We start from the raw sequence: 19,207 nt of genomic DNA, 5'->3' as shown, positions 1-19,207 counted from the left end.
GGGCAGGGAGTGCCGGTGATGGCAGAACGTTTCGACACCGATGGCGCCTTGATAACGGGATCAGTTGCTGCGCGCATATTTCACCTCCAGACGACGCACCAGGAAGGAGAGAGTGCCGGTCAGCACCAGATAGAGCAGGGCCACGGTGAACCACACCTCGAACGGGCTGAAGGTGGAGCTGACCACTTCGCGCCCTGCCTTGGTGAGATCCGTGATGGAGATGACGGAGACCAGAGAGGAGTCCTTGATGAGGTTGATGAACTGGCCCGCGAGCGGTGGCAGCACCCGTTTGAAGGCCTGGGGCAGGATGACGTAGCGCATGGTCTGGGCCGAGGTCATGCCAAGGCTTCTGCCCGCTTCCATCTGCCCCTTGTGAATGGAGCTGATACCGGCGCGCACGATTTCCGCCACGTAGGCGCCGGTGAAGACCGCGAGCGCCGCCACACCAGCGGTGAATCGGTCGAGGTTCAGCACGGTGCCGATAAAGAAATAGACGATGAAGATCTGCACCAGCAACGGGGTGCCACGGATGAGTTCCACATAGGTCACGGCCAGGTTGCGCAGGGCCGGATTGGGGGAAAGGCGGGCGAGCCCGGCCAGGGTGCCAAGCAGGATGGCGAAGATGCCCGCCACCAGGGAGAGCTTGACCGTGACCCAGACGCCCCAGGCGATGGGGCCGGCGGTCCAGCTCAGTTGCACATCCAGGGTATCGCCGAGGAAGACGGTATCCCCTTCAGCCAGCTGGGAGCCCTTGGGAGCGATGGCCTGACGGCGGCTGGGGTCGAGATCGTCTTGCAGGAAGAGCTGTCCCTTGTCCGCCACCACGGTGCCGTCAAACTCGGCATAGTGTTTCTGTTCTGCCTGATAGGCGATGTACTGGGGAATGCGTTCCCAGCGCCAGGTGTAATCCACTGCCTGCACGGCCTTGTAGATGCCGAAAATGGCGGCCAGCACCAGCATCAGGAAGATCCCGTGCCAGAGCAGCTGATTGGGCTGTTTTTCCATCTGTCTTGTGAGTTTGGGGTTGATCACTGTCACAACCTCTTTTGTCGTTATCGTGTGGGGAGTCTGCGTGAAGGGGCGGCATGCCGCCCCTTTGAGAGGTTATTTGAGCTGGTTCAGCCAGGCGGTGGATTCAAACCACTTCTTGTAGAGACGGTCGTAGCTGCCGTCGCCCTTGATCTGGCGCAGGTAGTTGTTGAACCAGTTGAGGGTGTCCTGATCCCCTTTGCGGATGGCCCAGGCCAGCGGCTCGAAGGTGAACGGCTTGTCGAGGTGCACCACGGCGCCCTGGTTCTGGGACGCGAAGATGGCGTTGTAGGGCAGGTCGTAGACGAAGGCATCCACCTTGCCGTTGATCACTTCCAGCTTGGCGTCATCCTGGGTTTCAAACTGCAGCAGGGTGGCTTTGGGGATCATGCGCTTGACCGCTTGCTCGCCGGTGGTGCCAAGTTTGACCGCGATCTTGTATTTGGGATCGTTGAGGTCCTGGAAGGATTTGATTTCGCCCGCCTTGTCCTTGCGAAGCACGATGGTCTGGCCGACGACGATGTAGGGATCGGCAAAGTTCACGCGCAGGTTGCGCTGGGGAGTGACGGTCATGCCGCCCATGATGACGTCGAACTTGTCGGTCAGGAGCGCGGGGATGATGCCATCCCAGGCGGTGTTGACGAACTCCACCTTCACGCCCATCTCCTTGGCGACCATCTTGGCGAGATCCACGTCAAAGCCGATGTACTGGCCCTGCTTGTTGGTCATCTCGAAGGGTTGATAGCCGGCATCGAAGCCGACCCGCAGCACACCGCGCTCCAGCACGGCATCCAGGGTGGAAGTGGGCGCGGCGTTGGCCAGCCCGCACAGCAGCAGGGTAGAAAGAATGAGTTTTTTGATCATAAATGACGTCTCTGTCGTAAATGTGGTCGGCCTTGAACCTGCTCCCGTGCGACTCCATGGCACAAGAGACTGCTGCATCCGGCAGCAGGCAAGACAGGATTATTGTCTTGGTCGGGGCAAAAGCCCCATATGAGATTCTATGAATGGTTCGTTGGATGAAAAATGTACCAAAACCTGTTTGTGCCAGAAGACTCAATAAGTTATGGAGACTTTTATCCCTCGTGGTGACTCATAAAACCACATGAAAACAACATATCTATCTAATGGCGCCGGTTCAAGTGCAAAATATCCGGTGGCCGTCTCGGTGGAAAATCCGGGCACAGACAGGGCGTTGTCCGGCACGCTTCACGGGGAATGAGGCGTGCGAGTCGGGCAAATATTTTTGCCCGGCCCATAGGCTCCCTCTGTGTCTTGTCATGGGCTTCCCATATACTCAGCCATCCCCATTGGAAGGTTCGGGAATGGACGCCTCAATTCTGCTCAATCTGGACGTATTTACCCTGATGCTGATGGCCCTCGGGGGCTACAGCCTGGGATTCATCACCCTCTCCATCATCTGGTGGACCCACAGGGAAATACCCGGTCTCGGGCTCTGGTGGTGGTCCAGCCTCTGCGCCCTGGCGGCGCAATCGCTCTTCTTCATGCAGGCATTTGCCCCCCATATCGCGGGGATCTGGCTGGCCAACCTGCTCATCACCTTCTGCCTCGCCCTGATGCCACTCGCCATCCAGCGCTTCTTCGGGGAGCCGCCAAACTGGCGGGCATTCACCCTCTTCATGCTGGTCTACCTGCTGATCCTCTGCTGGAGCGTCATCTTCAACGACAAGATGGCCCCCCGGGTGCTGCTGGCCTGCCTGAGCTACATGATGGTGGGGGCGGTGATTGTCTGGCTCATCTGGCGCCATGGCTACCCTGACTATCTGCCCGCTGTGCTGGTGTTCACCGTGGTCAACATCCTGCTCTACGGTTTCAATCTGGTGCGCATGGGGGCCCTGCTCGGCGGCGAGGTGCGGGTCCTGATGGATCAGCATGCGGTCAATGTGCTCCCCTTCCTTTCCATGCTGATGGGCAACTATCTGTCGACCTTCGGGGTGCTGCTGCTCTGTACCCAGTACCGGGCCCTGGCCCTGCGTCGACAGGCCAGCCAGGATCCCCTGACCGGCCTCCTGAACCGGCGCGGCTTCATGGATCACTGCGTGACGATGGCAAGGCAGGGGGCGCTGGTGGTGCTGGATCTCGACGACTTCAAGCAGATCAACGATCGCCACGGTCACGAGACCGGGGACAGGGTGCTGGAGGCGGTGGGTCGCTATCTTGCCGACCAGCGGGATCTGGTGGCCAGCCGCTTCGGCGGGGAAGAGTTTGTGCTGCTGTTGCCCGAGCGGGACCCCCTGGCCCTGCAGGCGCGCTGCGAGCAGATCCGCCAGGGGATAGAAACGCTGGGGCTGAAGGGGGTCCGGGTGACGGCCAGCCTGGGGTGGGTGCCCAGCGCCCGCGAATGGCACTTTGACACCCTGTTCAGCCAGGCCGATCGCGCTCTCTATCAGGCCAAGCGGGAGGGCAAGAACCGGATCTGTCAGGGGGCCTGATCCCCCGTCAGGTCATGCCCGGCCGGTGGCCGTCGGCTCCGACCGGACAAAGGCATACCGAGTCAGCCACCTGGTCGCATCAGACCAGAGTGGCCGCCTGGCAGCCTGTCAGCGGTGCAGCTCCCCCGCGCGTTCCGGCTGATAGACCACTTCCAGGATCTCCACCTGGATGGTGCGACCGGCCGGCCCCGGCCAGGCGATGCTGTCACCCACCTTGAGCCCCAGCAGGGCGCTGCCCACTGGCGCCAGCACGGAGATCTTCGATTCGTCCCCCTGTACATCCTTTGGATAGACCAGCGTCAGGCAGAAGTCGTTGCCGCTGTTTTGCATCTTGAAGCGCACCGTGCTGTTCATGGTCACCACGTCCGGCGGCATGTCGGCGGGTTCGCGGATCTCGGCGCGATCCAGTTCCTCTTGCAGGGCAAGGTGCTGGGGGTGGTTGCCAAGCAGCTGTTCGATGCGATCCAGATCCAGGCTGGAGATGACGAGATGAGGCTGTTTCATAGGGTATTTCCTTATCAATGACTGAAGGGACCAGGATGACGGGCAGACTGGTCGACAAAAAACGGTGCAAGGGTAATAAGCAGACAGCAAAAGCGATGCCCCCGAGCGACTCGCGCAGCGGGGCGAGGGCGGGGGCTCAGCGGGGTGTGAGCGTACTGGAAAAAATCATGATTGCTTTCATGGAGATACCATAACCATTCTGGGGTGGTTTGGCAATTGGGCTGACTTTCTCATCAGGGAGCCTGGTAATCGTACTGGTGCAGGATGCGCGCGAGACTGCCATCCTCCCTCATTTCCTGAATGACCCGGCGCCAGCGCAGCGCCTCGCTGCGGGAGAAGCGGGGGCTGGCGGCCAGGTAGAGGGTGCTCTGCTGCAAGGTCTCGCCCCGCACCAGATCCGGGAGCGGCAGACCCGCCCGCTGCTGGTTGTAACGGGCGGTGTTCCAGGCCACCGCCCAGGCCTGGATGCGGCCGCGCGCCAGCTTGCTGGCGTTGCTGACCTCCTCGGTGACCAGCTCCCGGGTCACTCCTGTCAGCGGCTGGATCAGGCTCTGGCTATGGGAGCCACGCATCACGCCAACGGTGAGGCCAGGCAGCGTCTTCATGGAGAGCGGCGCTGGATGGTGACGGCGATGGCTGACCAGCACGAAGGCCTCCTCCAGCAGGGGGGCAATCCAGAGAAACAGTGGTTCGCGCTGGGGATTTCGGGCCGGGGGCAACAACAGGACATCCGGGCGGTGGCTGGCCTGGCTGAGGGCGCGAGCCAGCGGCATCAACTCGATCTCGAGCGGTTCCCCGAGGCGGCGGGCAGCCTCCTCCAGCACCTCGATGGCCATGCCGCTCGGCGCACCCTGCTGGGCGCGGATCACATAGGGGGGAATGTCTGCGGCCACGACGACCACGGCACGGGCCGAAAAGGCGCAGACGATCAGAGGGGAGAGCAGCAGAAGCAGAGTAACAAGGCGCATGGATGTTCGGGTCCGGGATGAGTACAGAGAGTGTAACATCCCGTTAAGCCATGTCAGCCAGGCGATTGCCGCCTGGGGGGATCAGTCGAAGAAATCCCGCAGATCCAGGGTCTGGTACCCTGCCAGTTGCTGCCAGGGGAGGGTCTTTGGCAGCGGTTTGAGCGTCACCTCCATCCGGTAGCTGCGATAACCGTCGAGGCTTGCCGACTCCACCACCAGGGGCAACTGCCAGCGGCTCGACCAGAGGATGCGGGTGCGCTGGCGACCTTCGCGGGTCTCATACCAGTTCGCCTGGTCGGGGGCAGCCTCATCCAGCGGGGTCATTCCCTCTAGCAGGGAAGGGTTGATGAGGTGGCGGATCCGCGCCCACTCCGGCTTGAAGGCCACCTGGCCGTACTCCTCCTGCGGCACCTCCACCAGCTGGTTGTGCCAGGCATCGGCGTAGCGCAACTGGAGTGCGTCTCCCTCGCTGCGGGTGACCCAGCGCGCCGCCATCTGGTGTGTGAAGTGCTTGTGGCCGGGGCGGGCATCGTGGGTGGCGTGATAGGCACGGGCCAGGGGAACGGGAATGAGCCGCTGGCTCCACACCTGGTCACCGACCCGCAGCCACTTCTCCTGCCACTGGCTCTCCCGGGTGATGCCGTCGCTGCCGGTCACCCTGTCCACGTAGCGGATGCGGGCGGCCAGATCGGGCACCTCGTCGGCCAGGAGGGGGAAGGAGAGGGCGCTGCCCAGCAGCCATAAAGAAAGCAGATATTTCATCATCGTCTCTCGCTCGACGGAAAAGGTGCCCGACGCAGTGCCGGGCACCTTTATCACAGGCCGAGGGCCTCCCTGAGCTTGCCGAACACCCGGGTGTTGTCGAGGGTGCCCTTGAACTGGCTGCTGCCTGCGCCGCCCGCGAACAGCATCACATCGCCGCCGCCGTGAGTCTCGGAGCCGAGCTTGACCCCGGTCTCCTGCAGGTAGTCATCCGCCATCACCTCATCGCTGGTGAGGGTGGGGCGCTGGTCCTGGCGGTTGGGGCCGTTGCCGAATACCAGAGTAGTGAACGGCTTGCCGTCCGCGTCGTTCTGGGTCGAGCCATCGGCGTTCTTGACCAGATCCAGCACCTTGTTGCCCTTGGCTGAATAGCCGTTGATGGTCATGGTGTGGTCGTGGTCGGCGGTAACCACGATCAGGGTATCGCTCAAATCCACTTTGCCGAGGGCCGTCTTGACCGCCTCGTCCAGCGCCACCGCATCGGTCAGGGATCGCTTGGCGTTGGTGGCGTGCAGGGCGTGGTCGATACGCCCCCCCTCCACCATCAGGAAGTAGCCCTGGCTGTTCTGGCTGAGCAGATCGATCGCCTTGGCGGTCATCTCGGAGAGGGACGGCTGGGTACTGGCCGCCCCCTTGGCGACGCGGTCCAGTTCGTAGTCGAGGTGGGACTTGGTGCTGAACAGCCCCAGTACCTTGCCCGAGTTGACGGCAGAGAGCTCATCCTTGGTGGTGACATAGCGGTAGCCCCGGGCGGTCAGCTCGGCGGTGAGATCCCGGCCGTCGGCCCGGCCGCCCTTGTTGCTGGCGCTGTAGGGCGTCCAGTGGTTGGCGCCGCCCCCCATCAGCACATCGACCCCATCCCCCAGCGCCTGGTTGAAGCCGGCGCCGCCCGGTACCGCCTGCTCGGCGATGGCGTAGGCCGCATCCCGGTGGCAGATATGGGAATAGGTGGCCGCCGGGGTGGCATGGGTGAGCTCCGTGGTCGTGACAGCACCCACCGACTTGCCGGCTGCCTTGGCCAGCTCGAGAAGGGTGGGCACCGGGCTCCCGTTGTCGCTGGTGCAGTTGTTGATGCCCTTGTTGCCGTTGGCATCCTTGGACGGTGCCACGGCCCTGGTGTCGCTGCTCATGGCGATCACCTCGTTGTTCATCTTGACGCCGGTGGTGTAGGCCGCCATGGAGGGGGCGGAGTCCGTGGTCTGGGCATCGTGGGAGAAGGTCTTGATGCGCGCGCTCTGGGGCAGTTTCATCATCTCGAGATCCCCCTCTTCCCCCACCTTGAACAGGCGGGTGGCGGTGAGCACGGTGGGGCCCATGCCGTCACCGATAAAGAGGATGACGTTCTTGGCATCGGCGGCGTGCGCCTGGGAGAGGCCGCCAAGCGTGCCGAGCAGGGCGGTGCAGACCAGCGTCTTTTTCATGGTGATGTTCATCCTGATAATCCCTTACAGCTTGGCCGCAGCCTTGATCTTGCCGAACACGGCGGTGTTGTCGAGAGAGCCGTGGAAGCGCTCCGCCCCCTGGCCGATGGCGCCGAGGAATACGTCGGTACCGCCGTGGGTCTCGTTGCCTATCTCGCCCACCTTGACCACCACCTCCTGGTGATAGTCGTCGGCGGAGGCGGTGGCGTCGTCGAGGGCCGCCACGCTGCTGCGCGGGCCGTCCACCCGGTTGTAGCCGTTGCCAAAGCCGATGATGGTGTAGGGCATGCCATCGCTATCCTTGCTCGGCTCGCCGGTCTCGTAGTTCTTCACCAGCCCGAGCACGCCCGCATTGCCTGCGGTGGTCTTGCCGGTGCGCTTGGCATAACCATTCAGGACTAGCGTGTGGTCATGGTCGGCGGTGACCACGATCAGGGTGTTTTTCAGCTCGGGATCGGTTTTCTTCACTTCATTGATGGCGGCCAGGATGGCGTTGTCGAAGGCGAGGGTATCCTGCAGGGCGCGCTTGGCGTTGGTGTCGTGCAGGGCGTGGTCGATACGCCCCCCTTCCACCATCAGGAAGTAGCCCTTCTCTTTGTCCTTGAGCTGCTTGATGGCAGCCAGGGTCATCTGGGCCAGTGACGGCTCGCTGGCGGGCCGGTCCAGGTCATATTTCATGTGGCTTGAGCCAAACAGGCCCAGCAGCGGCTTGCTCGCATCGGCCTGGTTCAGCTCGTCCAGGGTGGCGGCAAACTGATAGCCCTTCGCCTTCATCTCGTCGATGAGGTTGCGGCCATCGGTCCGCTTGCCCTTGTCGGCGCTGGGCAGGAAGAAGCCGCTGCCGCCGCCGAGCACCACATCCAGCCCCTCCTTCAGGGCGCTGTTGTAACCGCTGCCCCCCGGCACCATCTGGACGGCGATATCAGCCTCCAGATCCCGGTTGCAGATATGGGCATAGGTGGCGGCCGGGGTGGCGTGGGTGACCCGGGTGGTGGTGACCACGCCGGTGCCACGGCCATCGGCCTTGGCCAGCTCCAGCAGGGTGGTCACCGCTTTGCCGCCGCTCTGGCTGCAATCGCTCTCCTGGGTGGCGTCGCTGTCCATGCTGATGACGCCGTTGTTGCTCTTGACCCCGGTCATGTAGGCCGCCATGGAGGGGGCCGAGTCGGTCACCTGGGCATCGTGGGAGAAGGTCTTGATGAAGGCCGTTTCCGGCAGGGTGTCGATGGTGAGGCTGCCCTCTTCGCCGACGCCATAGATCCGGGAGGCGGTCAGGGTGTTGAGACCCATGCCGTCGCCGAGGAAGAAGATCACGTTCTTGGCGCTGGGTTCCGGGGTGTTGCTGTCGTTGTTGGAGTTGCAGCCGGCGGCCAGGGCGGCGCCTATCATCACTGCAAGTCCTGCCATCTTTCTCATTGGGGTTCGCTCCTTGTGAAACCTGAGCGCAGCCTAGAGGGGGCAGATGACACTTTTAGTGAAGAGAGATGACAATGCGGTGAAAGCGCCTTGTAAATGTTATCTTATATCAATGGGTTATGTTGATTGTGTTTTGCCACTCACCTCCCGGTGGCGTGGCGGGCATCCGGCCACCCGGGTGACAACACCCGGCCAGAATAGCCTGTCAAATCGGGGCCGCAGCAGGTAAAATGCGCCCCCTTGCGATGAGTGCCAGCGGTCTGGCGCATCACCACGCACCCGCAACCCCGAGCGCCCGCAGCCCCGAGAGGGGACCGCATGCCAATGAGAGAGTAACGGATATGTCCATCAACTGGTTCCCCGGCCACATGCACAAGGCCCGCAAAGAGATTGCAGAGGTCATGCCCCAGGTCGATGTCATCATCGAGATGCTCGACGCCCGCATCCCCTTCTCCAGCGAGAACCCCCTGGTGCCGGAGCTGCGCGGGGAGACGCCGGTGATCAAGGTGCTCAACAAGGCAGACCTTGCCGACCCCGAGATCACCGAGCTGTGGGTGGCCCACATGGAGCAGGAAAAGGGGATCAAGGCACTGCCCCTGACCCAGCAGGAGCCGGAGAAGATCAAGCAACTGCTGACCCTGTGCCACGAGATGCTGCCGGAGCGCAACTTCGAGCTGCGCGGGGTGCGCGCCATGATCATGGGCATCCCCAACGTGGGCAAGTCCACCCTGATCAACACCCTGGCGGGGCGCATCATCGCCAAGACCGGCAACGAGGCGGGGGTGACCAAGTCCCAGCAGCGGATCAAGCTCGACAACCACGTCATCCTGACGGACACCCCTGGCTTCCTGTGGCCCAAGCTCAACCCGCCCTCCTGCGGTTATCGACTGGCGATCACGGCGGCCATCAAGGATACCGTCTTCGATTACGCCGACATCGCCATGTTTGCCGCCGATTACTTCATCAAGGCCTATCCGGAGCGCATCAAGGCACGCTACCAGCTGAGCGAGCTGCCGGAGACCGAGATCGAGCTGCTGGATCTCATTGCCCGTCAGCGCGGCTTCATGCGCAAGGGGGGGCTTGCGGATCTGCACAAGGCCTCGGAAATCCTGGTCAATGAATTCCGGTCCGGCATGCTGGGGCGGATCTCTCTGGAGACGCCAGAGATGGTGAGCGTCGAGATAGTGGAAGCCCAGGCCGAGGCTGAGCAGAAAGCCAGGGAGAAGGCGGAGCGGGAAGAGGAGCGCCAGGCCCGGGCTCGTCGCAAGTACGCCAAAAAGCGTCAGCGCTGACCGGCGTTGTGCACAATAGGTTGTGCTTGATAGAAAGAAGAGGCGGCCCTGGGCCGCCTCTTCTTGTCATGGCCTCGGCCTCTGGCGTGAGGGTCGATGTTCAACGGCCCGCTTCCCCTCATCATGACCAACGTGCCGGCCAATCAAGGGGATGAGGCTCCCGTCAGGGGAGGGCCTTGCCGCGTTGCCATCACGGTGGGCAGAAAAACCTTGCGACCCGGCCTCAGTGCCGATTGACAAAGGCACAGGCGGTGGCATGATGCGCTCGCATTTTGCCTCTCCCCACGGTTCTATCCATGACCACATACTCCCGCCCGGTGCTGCTCCTGCTCTGTGGCCTGCTGTTGCTGACCCTGGCCATCGCGGTATTGAATACCCTGGTGCCGCTCTGGCTCGCCCATGAGCATCTGCCCACCTGGCAGGTCGGCATGGTCGGCTCCTCCTATTTCACCGGCAACCTGCTGGGAACCCTGCTGGCGGGCAGACTCATCGCCCGCTGCGGCTTCAATCGCAGTTACTACCTGGCCAGTGCGCTCTTTGCCGCAGGCTGCGTCGGGCTCGGCATTACCCTGGCGTTCTGGAGCTGGCTCGCCTGGCGATTCATCGCCGGGGTCGGCTGCGCCATGATCTGGGTGGTGGTGGAGAGCGCGCTGATGTGCAGCGGCAACGCCCGCAATCGGGGTCGCCTGCTGGCCGCCTACATGATGGTCTATTACGTGGGCACCGTGCTTGGGCAACTGCTGGTGAGCAAGGTGCCGACGTCGCTGATGGCGGTGCTGCCCTGGGTGATTGCCCTGGTGTTGACGGCCATGCTGCCGCTCTTGTTCACCCGCATCGCCAGTCCGTCAGGCAACCACCAGGCCAGGACTCCGGTCTGGCCGATGCTGCGCCTGCGTCAGGCGCGTCTGGGGGTGAACGGCTGCATCCTCTCCGGCATCGTGCTGGGGGTGCTTTATGGTCTGATGCCGCTCTATCTGAACCACCAGGGGGTGAGCGACGGGGCCATCGGCTACTGGATGGCGGTGATGGTGAGCGCCGGCATCCTGGGGCAATGGCCGGTGGGGCGTCTGGCGGATCGTTTCGGGCGCCTGCCGGTGCTGCGGGTACAGGTGCTGGTGGTGATCCTGGGGGCCATGGCGATGCTCGGCAACGCGGCCATGGGACCGACGCTGTTCATTCTGGGGGCCGCGGGCTTCACGCTCTATCCGGTGGCCATGGCCTGGGCCTGCGAGAAGGTCGAGCAGCATCAACTGGTGGCCATGAACCAGGCGCTGCTGCTGAGTTACACCATCGGCAGCCTGCTCGGGCCGACCCTGACCGCGCTCCTGATGCAGCACTACTCGGATCATCTGCTGTTCATGGTGATTGCCGGGGTCTCCCTTGTCTATCTGCTGATGCTGCTGCGCAAGATGGGCGAGCACCCGACGCCGATGGCCCATGCCTGAGGGCAGACGGCGTCATCATCCCTGCGCACTGGATATAGAAGAGGCGACCCAAGGGTCGCCTTTTTTCATCATGGGCCGGGTGGTGCCGCTCAACCAAACCGGTGCCTTGCTACTTCAAAGAGCGAGAGGTGCAGCGGGATCAACTTCTGCCAGTCTCGCCGGTAACCCCCTCCCGGTACGGCGGTGATGGGCAGCCCGTGGCGAAGCGCAGAGTCAAAGACCATGGCATCGCGCTGGCGCACGCCGGAGTCGCTCAGGGAGAGGTAGCCCAGCTCGTCGTCCCGGTGCACATCCACCCCGGCCTGATAGAGGATGAAGTCGGGGGCGTAGAGGCGATGAGCCAGGGCGAGGGCCTGGTCCAGGGTCTCGAGATAGGCGTCGTCCTCCATGCCGCTTGGCAGGGGAAAGTCCAGATGGGAGGCCGGCTTGTGGCGGGGGAAGTTGTGTTCCCCGTGCAGGGAGAGAGTGATGATGTCACGGCTGCCCGTGCACAGGGCAGCGCTGCCATCTCCCTGATGGACATCGAGATCCACGATCAGTACCCGCTCGCAGAGTCCTTCGTCCAGGCAGGTTCGCGCCGCGATCACCAGATCGTTGAAGAGGCAGAAGCCGCTGCCAAACCCCCGGTGGGCGTGGTGGTAGCCGCCGGAGATCTGCAGTCCGCAGCCCTGCGCAAGGGCGTGGCGGCTGGCGGCCAGGGTGGCGCCGACCGAGTGCAGGGTACGTTCTATCAGCAGGGGAGACCAGGGAAAGCCGAGCCGGCGAATGGCCCCTTCATCGAGGGTGCCGGCGAGGGCGGCCTGTACATAGGCCGCATCGTGCACCTTCTCTATCTGCTCACGGCTGGCAGGGGCGGCCTGTGCCAGCGGATAGTCGAGGGCGGCGAGGCGTTCAAACAGCGCCTGGTACTTGGCCAGGGGGAAGCGGTGACGCTCGGGCAGCGTCAGGGCGGAGTAGTGGGGGTGATAGAAGATGCGCAGTGACATGAAGCATCGGCCATGAACGGGTATGAAAAAGGGGAGCCAGGCTCCCCTCGATGCAGGCGTGCGATGCGCCTTACTGCTGCTGGATCACCCAGATCTGGAAGGCTTTGCGGGTCTCCGCATCGGCCTTGTTGTACCAGCTCTGCAGCTGGGTCAGGGCTTCCGGGTTGCTCATGGCCTTGCTCGGGGCCACTTCCACCGGTGCGCTGGCGGCAGCCATCACGGCGGCGGTGGAGACGGAAACGGTCTTGGGCTGGTTGAAGGCCTTGCCCATCTTCAGCAGCTCCTGCTGATAGTCACGGGTCAGCTGGAAGCCACCCACGGTCGGCATGACGAACTGCTCGGATTTCAGAACCTGGCCGGTGGATTTGTCTTTCAGAACGACGTTCTGTTCCTTGACGAAACGCTTGGCTTCTTCTTCCTTGCGGGGCTTCTTGAAGTCGAGGAAGAGTTGCTGGTTGTCGGCGGCGGTGAAGTTGATCACCAGGGGCTCGGCGGTGACCAGCTTGGTTTCACTGCGGCTGGAGTAGTTGCCTTCGAAGGCGACCACGACCTGGTGCCTGCCGGGCTCCAGGGAGAAGACGGTGGCTTTATCGAGCAGCTGGGGGTTGACGGGTTCGCCATCGAGCAGCTGGATGACATAGGGATTCGTAATTTCCAGTTGGCTAGCGGCCAGGGCGCTACCTGCCCACAACAGACCAGCCAGGGCCGGTACCAGAACAGTCAGTTTCATTTCATCTCCTTGAACAGTCAGGCAATTGCCCACTGAAAAATAGGGGGTCATTTTTACAGGTTTACCCCACAGCGGCAATAGCCGTTTATGGCGCCATCCGGTGTGCGGGGTGTGGATCCCGCTGCCCCGAGCCCTGCGGGCAGCGTGCTCTTCTATCTTCCTGCCCCCTCCTGACATGAGGGACAGGGGAGTGCATGGCGGGCTCAGCCGTATCACTCGATGCGTCGGGTGAAGGGGGGGAGGGCGTCCAGCAGCCCCTTGCCGTAGCGCTTGGTCAGCAGGCGCCGGTCCAGGATGGTGACCCGCCCCCTATCCGCCTCTTTTCGGATGAGGCGGCCACAGGCCTGGATGAGCTTGCGCGACGCCTCCGGCACCGTCAGTTGCAGGAAGGGGTTGCCGCCGCGCTGCTCTATCCACTCGGCGGTCGCCTCTTCCACGGGGGAGTTGGGCACCGCGAAGGGGAGCTTGGTGATCACCAGGTTGGTGAGGTAGTGGCCGGGCAGATCCAGCCCTTCCGAGAAGCTGCCGGTGCCAAAGAGGATGCTGGCCTGTCCGCCGTCGCACTTCTGTTTGTGCAGGAGGAGCAGGGCGCTGCGGGACGCTTCCCCCTGTACCAGGAGCGACATCCCCTTGGCCCGCAGCCCCACCGCCACCTCGTTCATCTGGCGATAGGAGGAGAAGAGCACCAGGCTGGCCTCCTTGCCTGCCAGCAGGCGGGGCAGGGTATCGATCAACTCCTGGGTGAAGGCGGGGGCACTGGGTTCATGGGCCATCTTGGGCAGATAGAGTTCGGCCTTGTGGTAGTCGAAGGGGGAGCGCAGCCGCAGATAGCGGGTGCCGTCATGCTCCTTGAGCCCTACCTGGTGGCGAAAATAGCTGAAGGAGGAGAGGGCGGTGAGGGTCGCTGACACCAGCACGGCCCCGAGACAGCGGGACCAGAGCCACTCCTCCAGCAGATACCCCACCTCGATGGGGGAGGCGTGCAGCCAGATGTCCCCGTCCTCGCTTCTGGCCATCCAGCGGGCGAGGGGCGTCTTGCCGGTGGGAACATGGCGGCTCAGCATCTCCCAGAGGGCGCAGAAGCTCTCGAGCCGCTGCAGGTGAAAACCGCTCTCCGCCAGCAGAGGCTCGGCCTCCTTGCGACGAATTTCGCCATCCTTGAGCGCCTCGCCGATGGCCCCCTGCATTCTGTCCAGCGCCCTCAGTGCCTTCTTGCTCGCCTCCTTGAGGTTTTCCGCCAGCATGGGCAGGGGATCCGGCAGCACCCCATCGGCGAATCTGTGGTGGGGCTCGCCGCCAAAGAGGTGGTCATTGCTGGTGAGCCACTGCTCGAGGGCCTTGAGATCCGGCTGGAGAGAGGCCAGGGCATCCTGCAGTTTGAGCTGGGGGTCGAGGAGGCTCTCCTTGTTCAGCGTCCTGGCCAGCTTGCCCGCGCTTTGCACCAGCTTTTCCAGCCAGCGGCGGGATCCCTTGATACTGGCGCTGGCGGCGCCGTGATCCCGGGCGATGGTGGGCAGGTGATGGGCTTCGTCCAGCACATAGATGCACTCGTCCGGCGGCGGCAATATGATGCCGCCCCCCATGGTGAGGTCGGAGAGCAGCAGGGCGTGGTTGACCACCAGCACATCTGCTGCGTCCATGTCGTTGCGGGCGCGGTGGAAGGGGCAGTGCTGATGGTGGCTCAGGGCCTTGTTGCAGGTGTGGCGGTCGGCGGCGATGCGATCCCAGCACGGGTCCGGAATGGGTTTGGGCCAGTTGTCCCGATCCCCGTCCCACTTGCCTTCGGTGTAGGCCTGCCACAGCCCCTGGTAGCACGCCTTGTCAGCATCCGATGGCTTGTGTTTGCTCAATGCGCCGAAGTCGAGTTCGAAATTGGCCATCTCGCTGCCGTTTGCCGCTTGCTCCAGCAGGTGCTCGCAGCAGAAGCGCTGGCGCCCCTTGACCAGCATGAAACGAAACGGCAGCTCGCTGTGACGGTGATAAAAGGGAAGATCCTTGTGGATGAGCTGCTCCTGCAGGGCCACGGTGGCGGTGGAGATCACCAGCTTCTTCTGGGTCAGCCGTGCCACTGGTATGGCCCCCTGGGCATAGGAGAGGGACTTGCCGATGCCGGTGCCAGCCTCGGCCACCAGGATGCGGCGACTCCTGTCATATTCTCCCGTCAGGGTCTTGGCGATTTCGGCAACCAGGAAATTCTGCTCCTTGCGCGGCACAAAACCGGGTAAACCATCGGCAATCTGGCGATAGGTATTGCGGATGGTGGCTTTGAGGCGAGTCGATAGCATAAAGAAGGTGTGGCCGTGTCGGTGTGGATGGCAACAGGATACCCGCAACAGGCGGCCCGGGTCGAGGCAGGGGAGAAGCAGTCGGGTCAGCCCCGGCTTTGCACATATGTTATGAGGGAACATGGGGTTGCAATAAACCACCAAAAAAGAGGGATTCAGGCAGAGAGTATCGCTGTAAACGTTTTCCCTGATGGGGAAAACATTGTGAGATTCAGCTCACAAATTTTTCCCTGTGACTATGGTTTTCATAAAAAGTTCCAAGTTTTTTCATTGCGGATTCGAAAACCCGGTGATAGTCTCGGCGCCATAGTGATGCAAAGAACATCGCTAACACAGGGAATAACAAGGACTTAGTGTTTAATTACAGTAGGCATTGGAAACTATGAAAAAGACAATTCTGGCTATTGCTATCCCGGCTCTGTTCGCATCCGCAGCCAACGCTGCTGTCGTTTACGACAAAGACGGCACCTCCTTTGACATTTACGGCCGTGTTCAAGCCAACTACTACGGTGAACACGACGATACCGACGCTGAACTGGTTGGTTCCTCCCGTCTGGGCTGGTCCGGCAAAGTCGGCCTGAACAACACCTGGTCCGGTATCGCCAAGACCGAGTGGCAAGTATCCGCCGAAAACTCTGACAACAAGTTCAACTCCCGTCACGTATACGTCGGCCTGGACGGTACCCAGTACGGCAAGATCATCTTCGGCCAGACCGACACCGCGTTCTACGACGTGCTGGAGCCGACCGATATCTTCAACGAATGGGGTGACGTAGGTAACTTCTACGACGGTCGTCAAGAAGGCCAGATCATCTACTCCAACACCTTCGGTGGCTTCAAGGGCAAAGTGTCCTACCAGACCAACGATGACGTAGCTGTCAAGGTTACTGACATCGGTCAAGGCATCAAGGAAACCGACGTCTACGGTCCGAACGTTAAGCGCAACTACGGCTACGCCGCAGCTGCTGGTTACGACTTCGACTTCGGTCTGGGCCTGAACGCCGGTTACGCTTACTCCGACCTGGAAAGCACCGTCAGCACCGCTTCTGGCGACAAGAAAGAGTGGGCCCTGGGCGCACACTACGCCATCAACGGTTTCTACTTCGCCGGTATGTATACCCAGGGTGACCTGAGCTACGACAACACCACCCAAGGCAACAACAAGGACAAGGGCCGTGGCTACGAGCTGGCTGCTTCCTACAACGTTGACGCCTGGACCTTCCTGGCCGGTTACAACTTCGCCGAAGGCAAGGTACTGTCCAACTCCGCCGGTTCTTCTTACGAAGACATCGTCGACGAAACCCTGCTGGGCGTGCAGTACAACTTCACTTCCAAGTTCAAGGCGTACACCGAGTACAAAATCCAGGGTATCAACGACAAGGACGACGAGTTCACTGTTGCCCTGCAATACAACTTCTAATCTAGCCTCTGCGCTGATTTAGTTGATGAACGGCCAAGCTTGCTTGGCCGTTCTGTTTTTTGCCTCCTTCATCACTTTTCGTCCTCTGGCCCTGCGCCATATCACGTTGTCTTCCTTGCCCCCTTGGTTCTCCTCTGGTAAATCGCTAGATTATTCAATTTGTTGAAGCAGATTGGCCGACAGGGAAGGATGCCTTTGATCGATTTCACCCACCCCGAGTGGCGCGCGCTGGCACAGCAGTTGCTGAGCGGCGGCCCCCAGGCTGTTCGCGGTCGTCAATGGCAGCCGCTCATCGGCATGCTTCGGGACAACCAGTTGCTGCTGGCCCTTGGCAATCACCACTATGAGCTCACCCCTGCCGGGCAACGCTATCTGACCCGGGAGCTGATGCTGGCGAAGATGGCCAGTGCCCCGCCGGAACCCGAGGAGTGGCTGCAATCCCACGGCTGGCAACTGGGGGAGAGGGTCAACGAGCGGGTGCTGGCGGCCCTGTATCGCAAGGGGGAGGGTCATTTCAGCCCCATCGAGCAGATCGACTTCGAAGACAAGGGGATCCGGCTTTGCACTGATCTGTCCCTTCGTCTGCGGGCCGCACGGCCGTTCAGCCTGTTTCTCAGCGGCGGCACCCTGCTGGATGCCGCCCCCTGGCTCCAGACCCTGGGGGAGGTGGCGCTGCCAGCCCGCACCCTGGCGCAGCTTGGCAAGATCCTCTGGGGAGAGGGGGAGATACAGCGGGTGATCACGACCGATGCCGTCGGCGCTTTCGCCGAGTTGCCACTGCCCGCCGACGCCCTGCTGGTCTGGTATCCTGCCGAGGATCCCGGCACGCTGGAGCCCCTGATCGCTGCCTTGCCGCCCCAGACCCTCTGGAGCCACCTCACTGCCCTGGATCCGGCCGGGGTCGACAGAGTACTGGCATTGGCCCAGCGGTTGGGGAGACCGGCGAGCTGGTGGCTGCCCCGGGATCTGGTGCCCATCAAGGCGGCCTACGGGGCTCCCCTGGGGGATGGTCGGCCCTGGGAGCCGAGCCGTATCCCCCGTGCGCTGCTGGCGCAATGCAATGATCTGGTGGAGTCGAATCGGGGTCTGTCGGTCGAGGTGTGTGCCCTGGCACCGGATTGGCACGGGATTGGTTGAGGTGGCGCCGAGAAAGCGGTTTTCCCCTATGGAAGGCAGTGGTATAAAGAGCTGACGAAGCGCTCCCTGGACGGGCGCTTTTGTTTGCCAACCTACTTTGCCAGCCAACGAACTCAACGGACTACAGGGAATACCATGTTTGAAAAGGTTGTTGCCGCCCCAGCGGATCCGATCCTGGGCCTGACCGAAGCCTTCCGTGCCGACACTCGCAGCCACAAGATCAATCTGGGGGTCGGTATCTACAAGGATGAGACCGGTGCCACTCCTATCCTTCACTGCGTCAAGCAAGCCGAGCAGAAGCTCTTGACCGACGAGAAGACCAAGAACTACCTCGGTATCGAAGGCAATATCGAATACGGCCGCATCGTGCAGCAACTGCTGTTCGGCCGTGATGCCGCCCTGGTGACCAGCGGCCGCGCCAAGACGGCGCAGGCGCCGGGCGGTACCGGTGCCCTGCGTATCGCCGCCGAGTTCGTGGTACGCAACAATCTCGCCAAGACCATCTGGATCTCCGATCCCACCTGGGCGAACCACGTCAGCGTGTTCCAGGCGGCCGGTTTGACCGTCAAGTGGTACAAGTACTACGACGCCGCCACCAAGGGACTCGACTTCGCCGCCATGCAGGCCTCCCTGTCTGACGCGCAGGCGGGGGATCTGGTGCTGCTGCACGGCTGCTGCCACAACCCGACCGGTATCGACCCCACCACCGAGCAGTGGCGCGCCCTGGCCAGGCAGAGTGCCGCCGCCGGCTGGCTGCCGCTCTTTGACTTCGCCTATCAGGGCTTCGCCCGGGGTATCGAAGAGGATGCCGAAGGCCTTCGCATCTTCGCCGAGTGCCACGACGAGCTGCTGGTGGCGAGCTCCTTCTCCAAGAACTTCGGCCTCTACAACGAGCGGGTCGGCGCCTTCACCCTGGTCTGCGCGACCAAGGCGGTGGCCGACGTCGCCTTCACCCAGGTGAAGACCGTCATTCGTGCCAACTACTCCAACCCGCCATCACACGGCGCCGCCGTTGTCACCACCGTGGTGAGCGACCCGGCCCTCTATGCGGAGTGGGTGGAAGAAGTGGCCGCCATGCGGGTGCGCATTCGCGAGATGCGCGAGCTGCTGGTGGAGAAGCTGGCCGAGCGGGGGGTGAACCAGGATTTCAGTTTCATCCGCGAACAGAACGGCATGTTCTCCTTCTCCGGTCTCTCCAAGGATCAGGTGGAGCGCCTCAAGAGCGAATTCGCCATCTACATCGTCGGCTCCGGCCGGATCAGCGTGGCAGGCATCACCCGCGCCAACATTGATCCCCTCTGCGACGCCATCGCCAAGGTGTTGTAAGAGAGACGCATCTGCGTCCAGCGCCTTGCTTCA

At 62.4% G+C, this 19,207-nt stretch carries 16 protein-coding genes; 6 read left to right on the top strand and 10 right to left on the bottom strand.

The features are described from left to right. Window positions 1-60: 60 nt before the first annotated feature. On the bottom strand, window positions 61-1,005 hold the full coding sequence (locus tag AACR77_RS02385; protein WP_042879610.1) for an amino acid ABC transporter permease: 945 nt from the start codon (window positions 1,003-1,005) through the stop codon (window positions 61-63). 99 nt (window positions 1,006-1,104) lie between these two features. Continuing rightward, window positions 1,105-1,893, bottom strand: coding sequence for a transporter substrate-binding domain-containing protein (locus AACR77_RS02380; protein ID WP_010675255.1), 789 nt, complete (start codon window positions 1,891-1,893; stop codon window positions 1,105-1,107). 461 nt (window positions 1,894-2,354) lie between these two features. Here AACR77_RS02380 and AACR77_RS02375 point away from each other — a divergent pair, with 461 nt between their 5' ends. Continuing rightward, the gene (locus AACR77_RS02375) at window positions 2,355-3,482 is read left to right on the top strand and encodes a GGDEF domain-containing protein (protein WP_042879562.1); all 1,128 of its coding nucleotides are present in this window, start codon (window positions 2,355-2,357) and stop codon (window positions 3,480-3,482) included. Window positions 3,483-3,590: 108 nt separating this feature from the next. Here AACR77_RS02375 and rnk read toward each other — a convergent pair whose 3' ends face one another. The 5 genes from rnk to AACR77_RS02350 form a co-directional block, all read right to left on the bottom strand. After that, a complete protein-coding gene (gene rnk / locus AACR77_RS02370; RefSeq protein WP_010675253.1) occupies window positions 3,591-3,986 on the bottom strand; it encodes a nucleoside diphosphate kinase regulator in 396 nt (131 codons plus the stop codon). A gap of 233 nt (window positions 3,987-4,219) precedes the next feature. Beyond that, window positions 4,220-4,954, bottom strand: a complete 735-nt coding sequence (locus tag AACR77_RS02365) for a substrate-binding periplasmic protein (protein ID WP_010675251.1) — start codon at window positions 4,952-4,954, stop codon at window positions 4,220-4,222. 81 nt (window positions 4,955-5,035) lie between these two features. Continuing rightward, window positions 5,036-5,719, bottom strand: a complete 684-nt coding sequence (locus tag AACR77_RS02360; protein WP_029314749.1) for a hypothetical protein — start codon at window positions 5,717-5,719, stop codon at window positions 5,036-5,038. 50 nt (window positions 5,720-5,769) lie between these two features. Next, on the bottom strand, window positions 5,770-7,137 hold the full coding sequence (locus AACR77_RS02355; RefSeq protein WP_171865824.1) for an alkaline phosphatase: 1,368 nt from the start codon (window positions 7,135-7,137) through the stop codon (window positions 5,770-5,772). A 24-nt stretch (window positions 7,138-7,161) separates the two neighbouring features. After that, the gene (locus tag AACR77_RS02350; protein WP_042017564.1) at window positions 7,162-8,553 is read right to left on the bottom strand and encodes an alkaline phosphatase; all 1,392 of its coding nucleotides are present in this window, start codon (window positions 8,551-8,553) and stop codon (window positions 7,162-7,164) included. Between the two features lie 341 nt (window positions 8,554-8,894). Between AACR77_RS02350 and ylqF the strand changes: the two genes are divergently transcribed. Both ylqF and AACR77_RS02340 read left to right on the top strand, forming a co-directional pair. Further along, on the top strand, window positions 8,895-9,845 hold the full coding sequence (gene ylqF / locus AACR77_RS02345; protein WP_010675247.1) for a ribosome biogenesis GTPase YlqF: 951 nt from the start codon (window positions 8,895-8,897) through the stop codon (window positions 9,843-9,845). Between the two features lie 296 nt (window positions 9,846-10,141). Further along, entirely contained in the window at window positions 10,142-11,290 is a 1,149-nt protein-coding gene (locus tag AACR77_RS02340; RefSeq protein ID WP_042017565.1) for an MFS transporter, read from the top strand. A gap of 89 nt (window positions 11,291-11,379) precedes the next feature. Here AACR77_RS02340 and AACR77_RS02335 read toward each other — a convergent pair whose 3' ends face one another. The 3 genes from AACR77_RS02335 to dinG all read right to left on the bottom strand — a co-directional run bounded on the left by AACR77_RS02335 (window position 11,380) and on the right by dinG (window position 15,291). Continuing rightward, window positions 11,380-12,276 carry a histone deacetylase family protein gene (locus tag AACR77_RS02335; protein WP_042879560.1) on the bottom strand — a complete coding sequence of 299 codons (897 nt, stop codon included), beginning with the start codon at window positions 12,274-12,276 and terminating at the stop codon, window positions 11,380-11,382. A 70-nt stretch (window positions 12,277-12,346) separates the two neighbouring features. After that, complete coding sequence (locus AACR77_RS02330; protein ID WP_039040268.1) at window positions 12,347-13,006, bottom strand: YccT family protein; 660 nt, start codon at window positions 13,004-13,006, stop codon at window positions 12,347-12,349. A gap of 212 nt (window positions 13,007-13,218) precedes the next feature. Further along, on the bottom strand, window positions 13,219-15,291 hold the full coding sequence (dinG, locus tag AACR77_RS02325) for an ATP-dependent DNA helicase DinG (protein WP_042879558.1): 2,073 nt from the start codon (window positions 15,289-15,291) through the stop codon (window positions 13,219-13,221). A 382-nt stretch (window positions 15,292-15,673) separates the two neighbouring features. Here dinG and AACR77_RS02320 point away from each other — a divergent pair, with 382 nt between their 5' ends. The 3 genes from AACR77_RS02320 (at window position 15,674) to AACR77_RS02310 (ending at window position 19,174) form a co-directional block, all read left to right on the top strand. Then, window positions 15,674-16,711, top strand: coding sequence for a porin (locus AACR77_RS02320; protein WP_039040270.1), 1,038 nt, complete (start codon window positions 15,674-15,676; stop codon window positions 16,709-16,711). Window positions 16,712-16,906: 195 nt separating this feature from the next. Beyond that, window positions 16,907-17,848 (top strand): hypothetical protein, encoded by a 942-nt coding sequence (locus tag AACR77_RS02315; protein ID WP_042879556.1) that lies wholly within the window; start codon window positions 16,907-16,909, stop codon window positions 17,846-17,848. A gap of 135 nt (window positions 17,849-17,983) precedes the next feature. Then, complete coding sequence (locus tag AACR77_RS02310) at window positions 17,984-19,174, top strand: amino acid aminotransferase (protein WP_010675240.1); 1,191 nt, start codon at window positions 17,984-17,986, stop codon at window positions 19,172-19,174. The last annotated feature ends 33 nt before the right edge of the window (window positions 19,175-19,207 follow it).

The sequence above is a fragment of the Aeromonas sp. ZOR0002 genome (assembly GCF_963866995.1).
In the GTDB taxonomy this organism is placed as follows: domain Bacteria; phylum Pseudomonadota; class Gammaproteobacteria; order Enterobacterales; family Aeromonadaceae; genus Aeromonas; species Aeromonas caviae.
The sequence above is the reverse complement of the archived record's forward strand: the minus strand, read 5'-3'. Positions and strand labels throughout refer to the sequence as shown.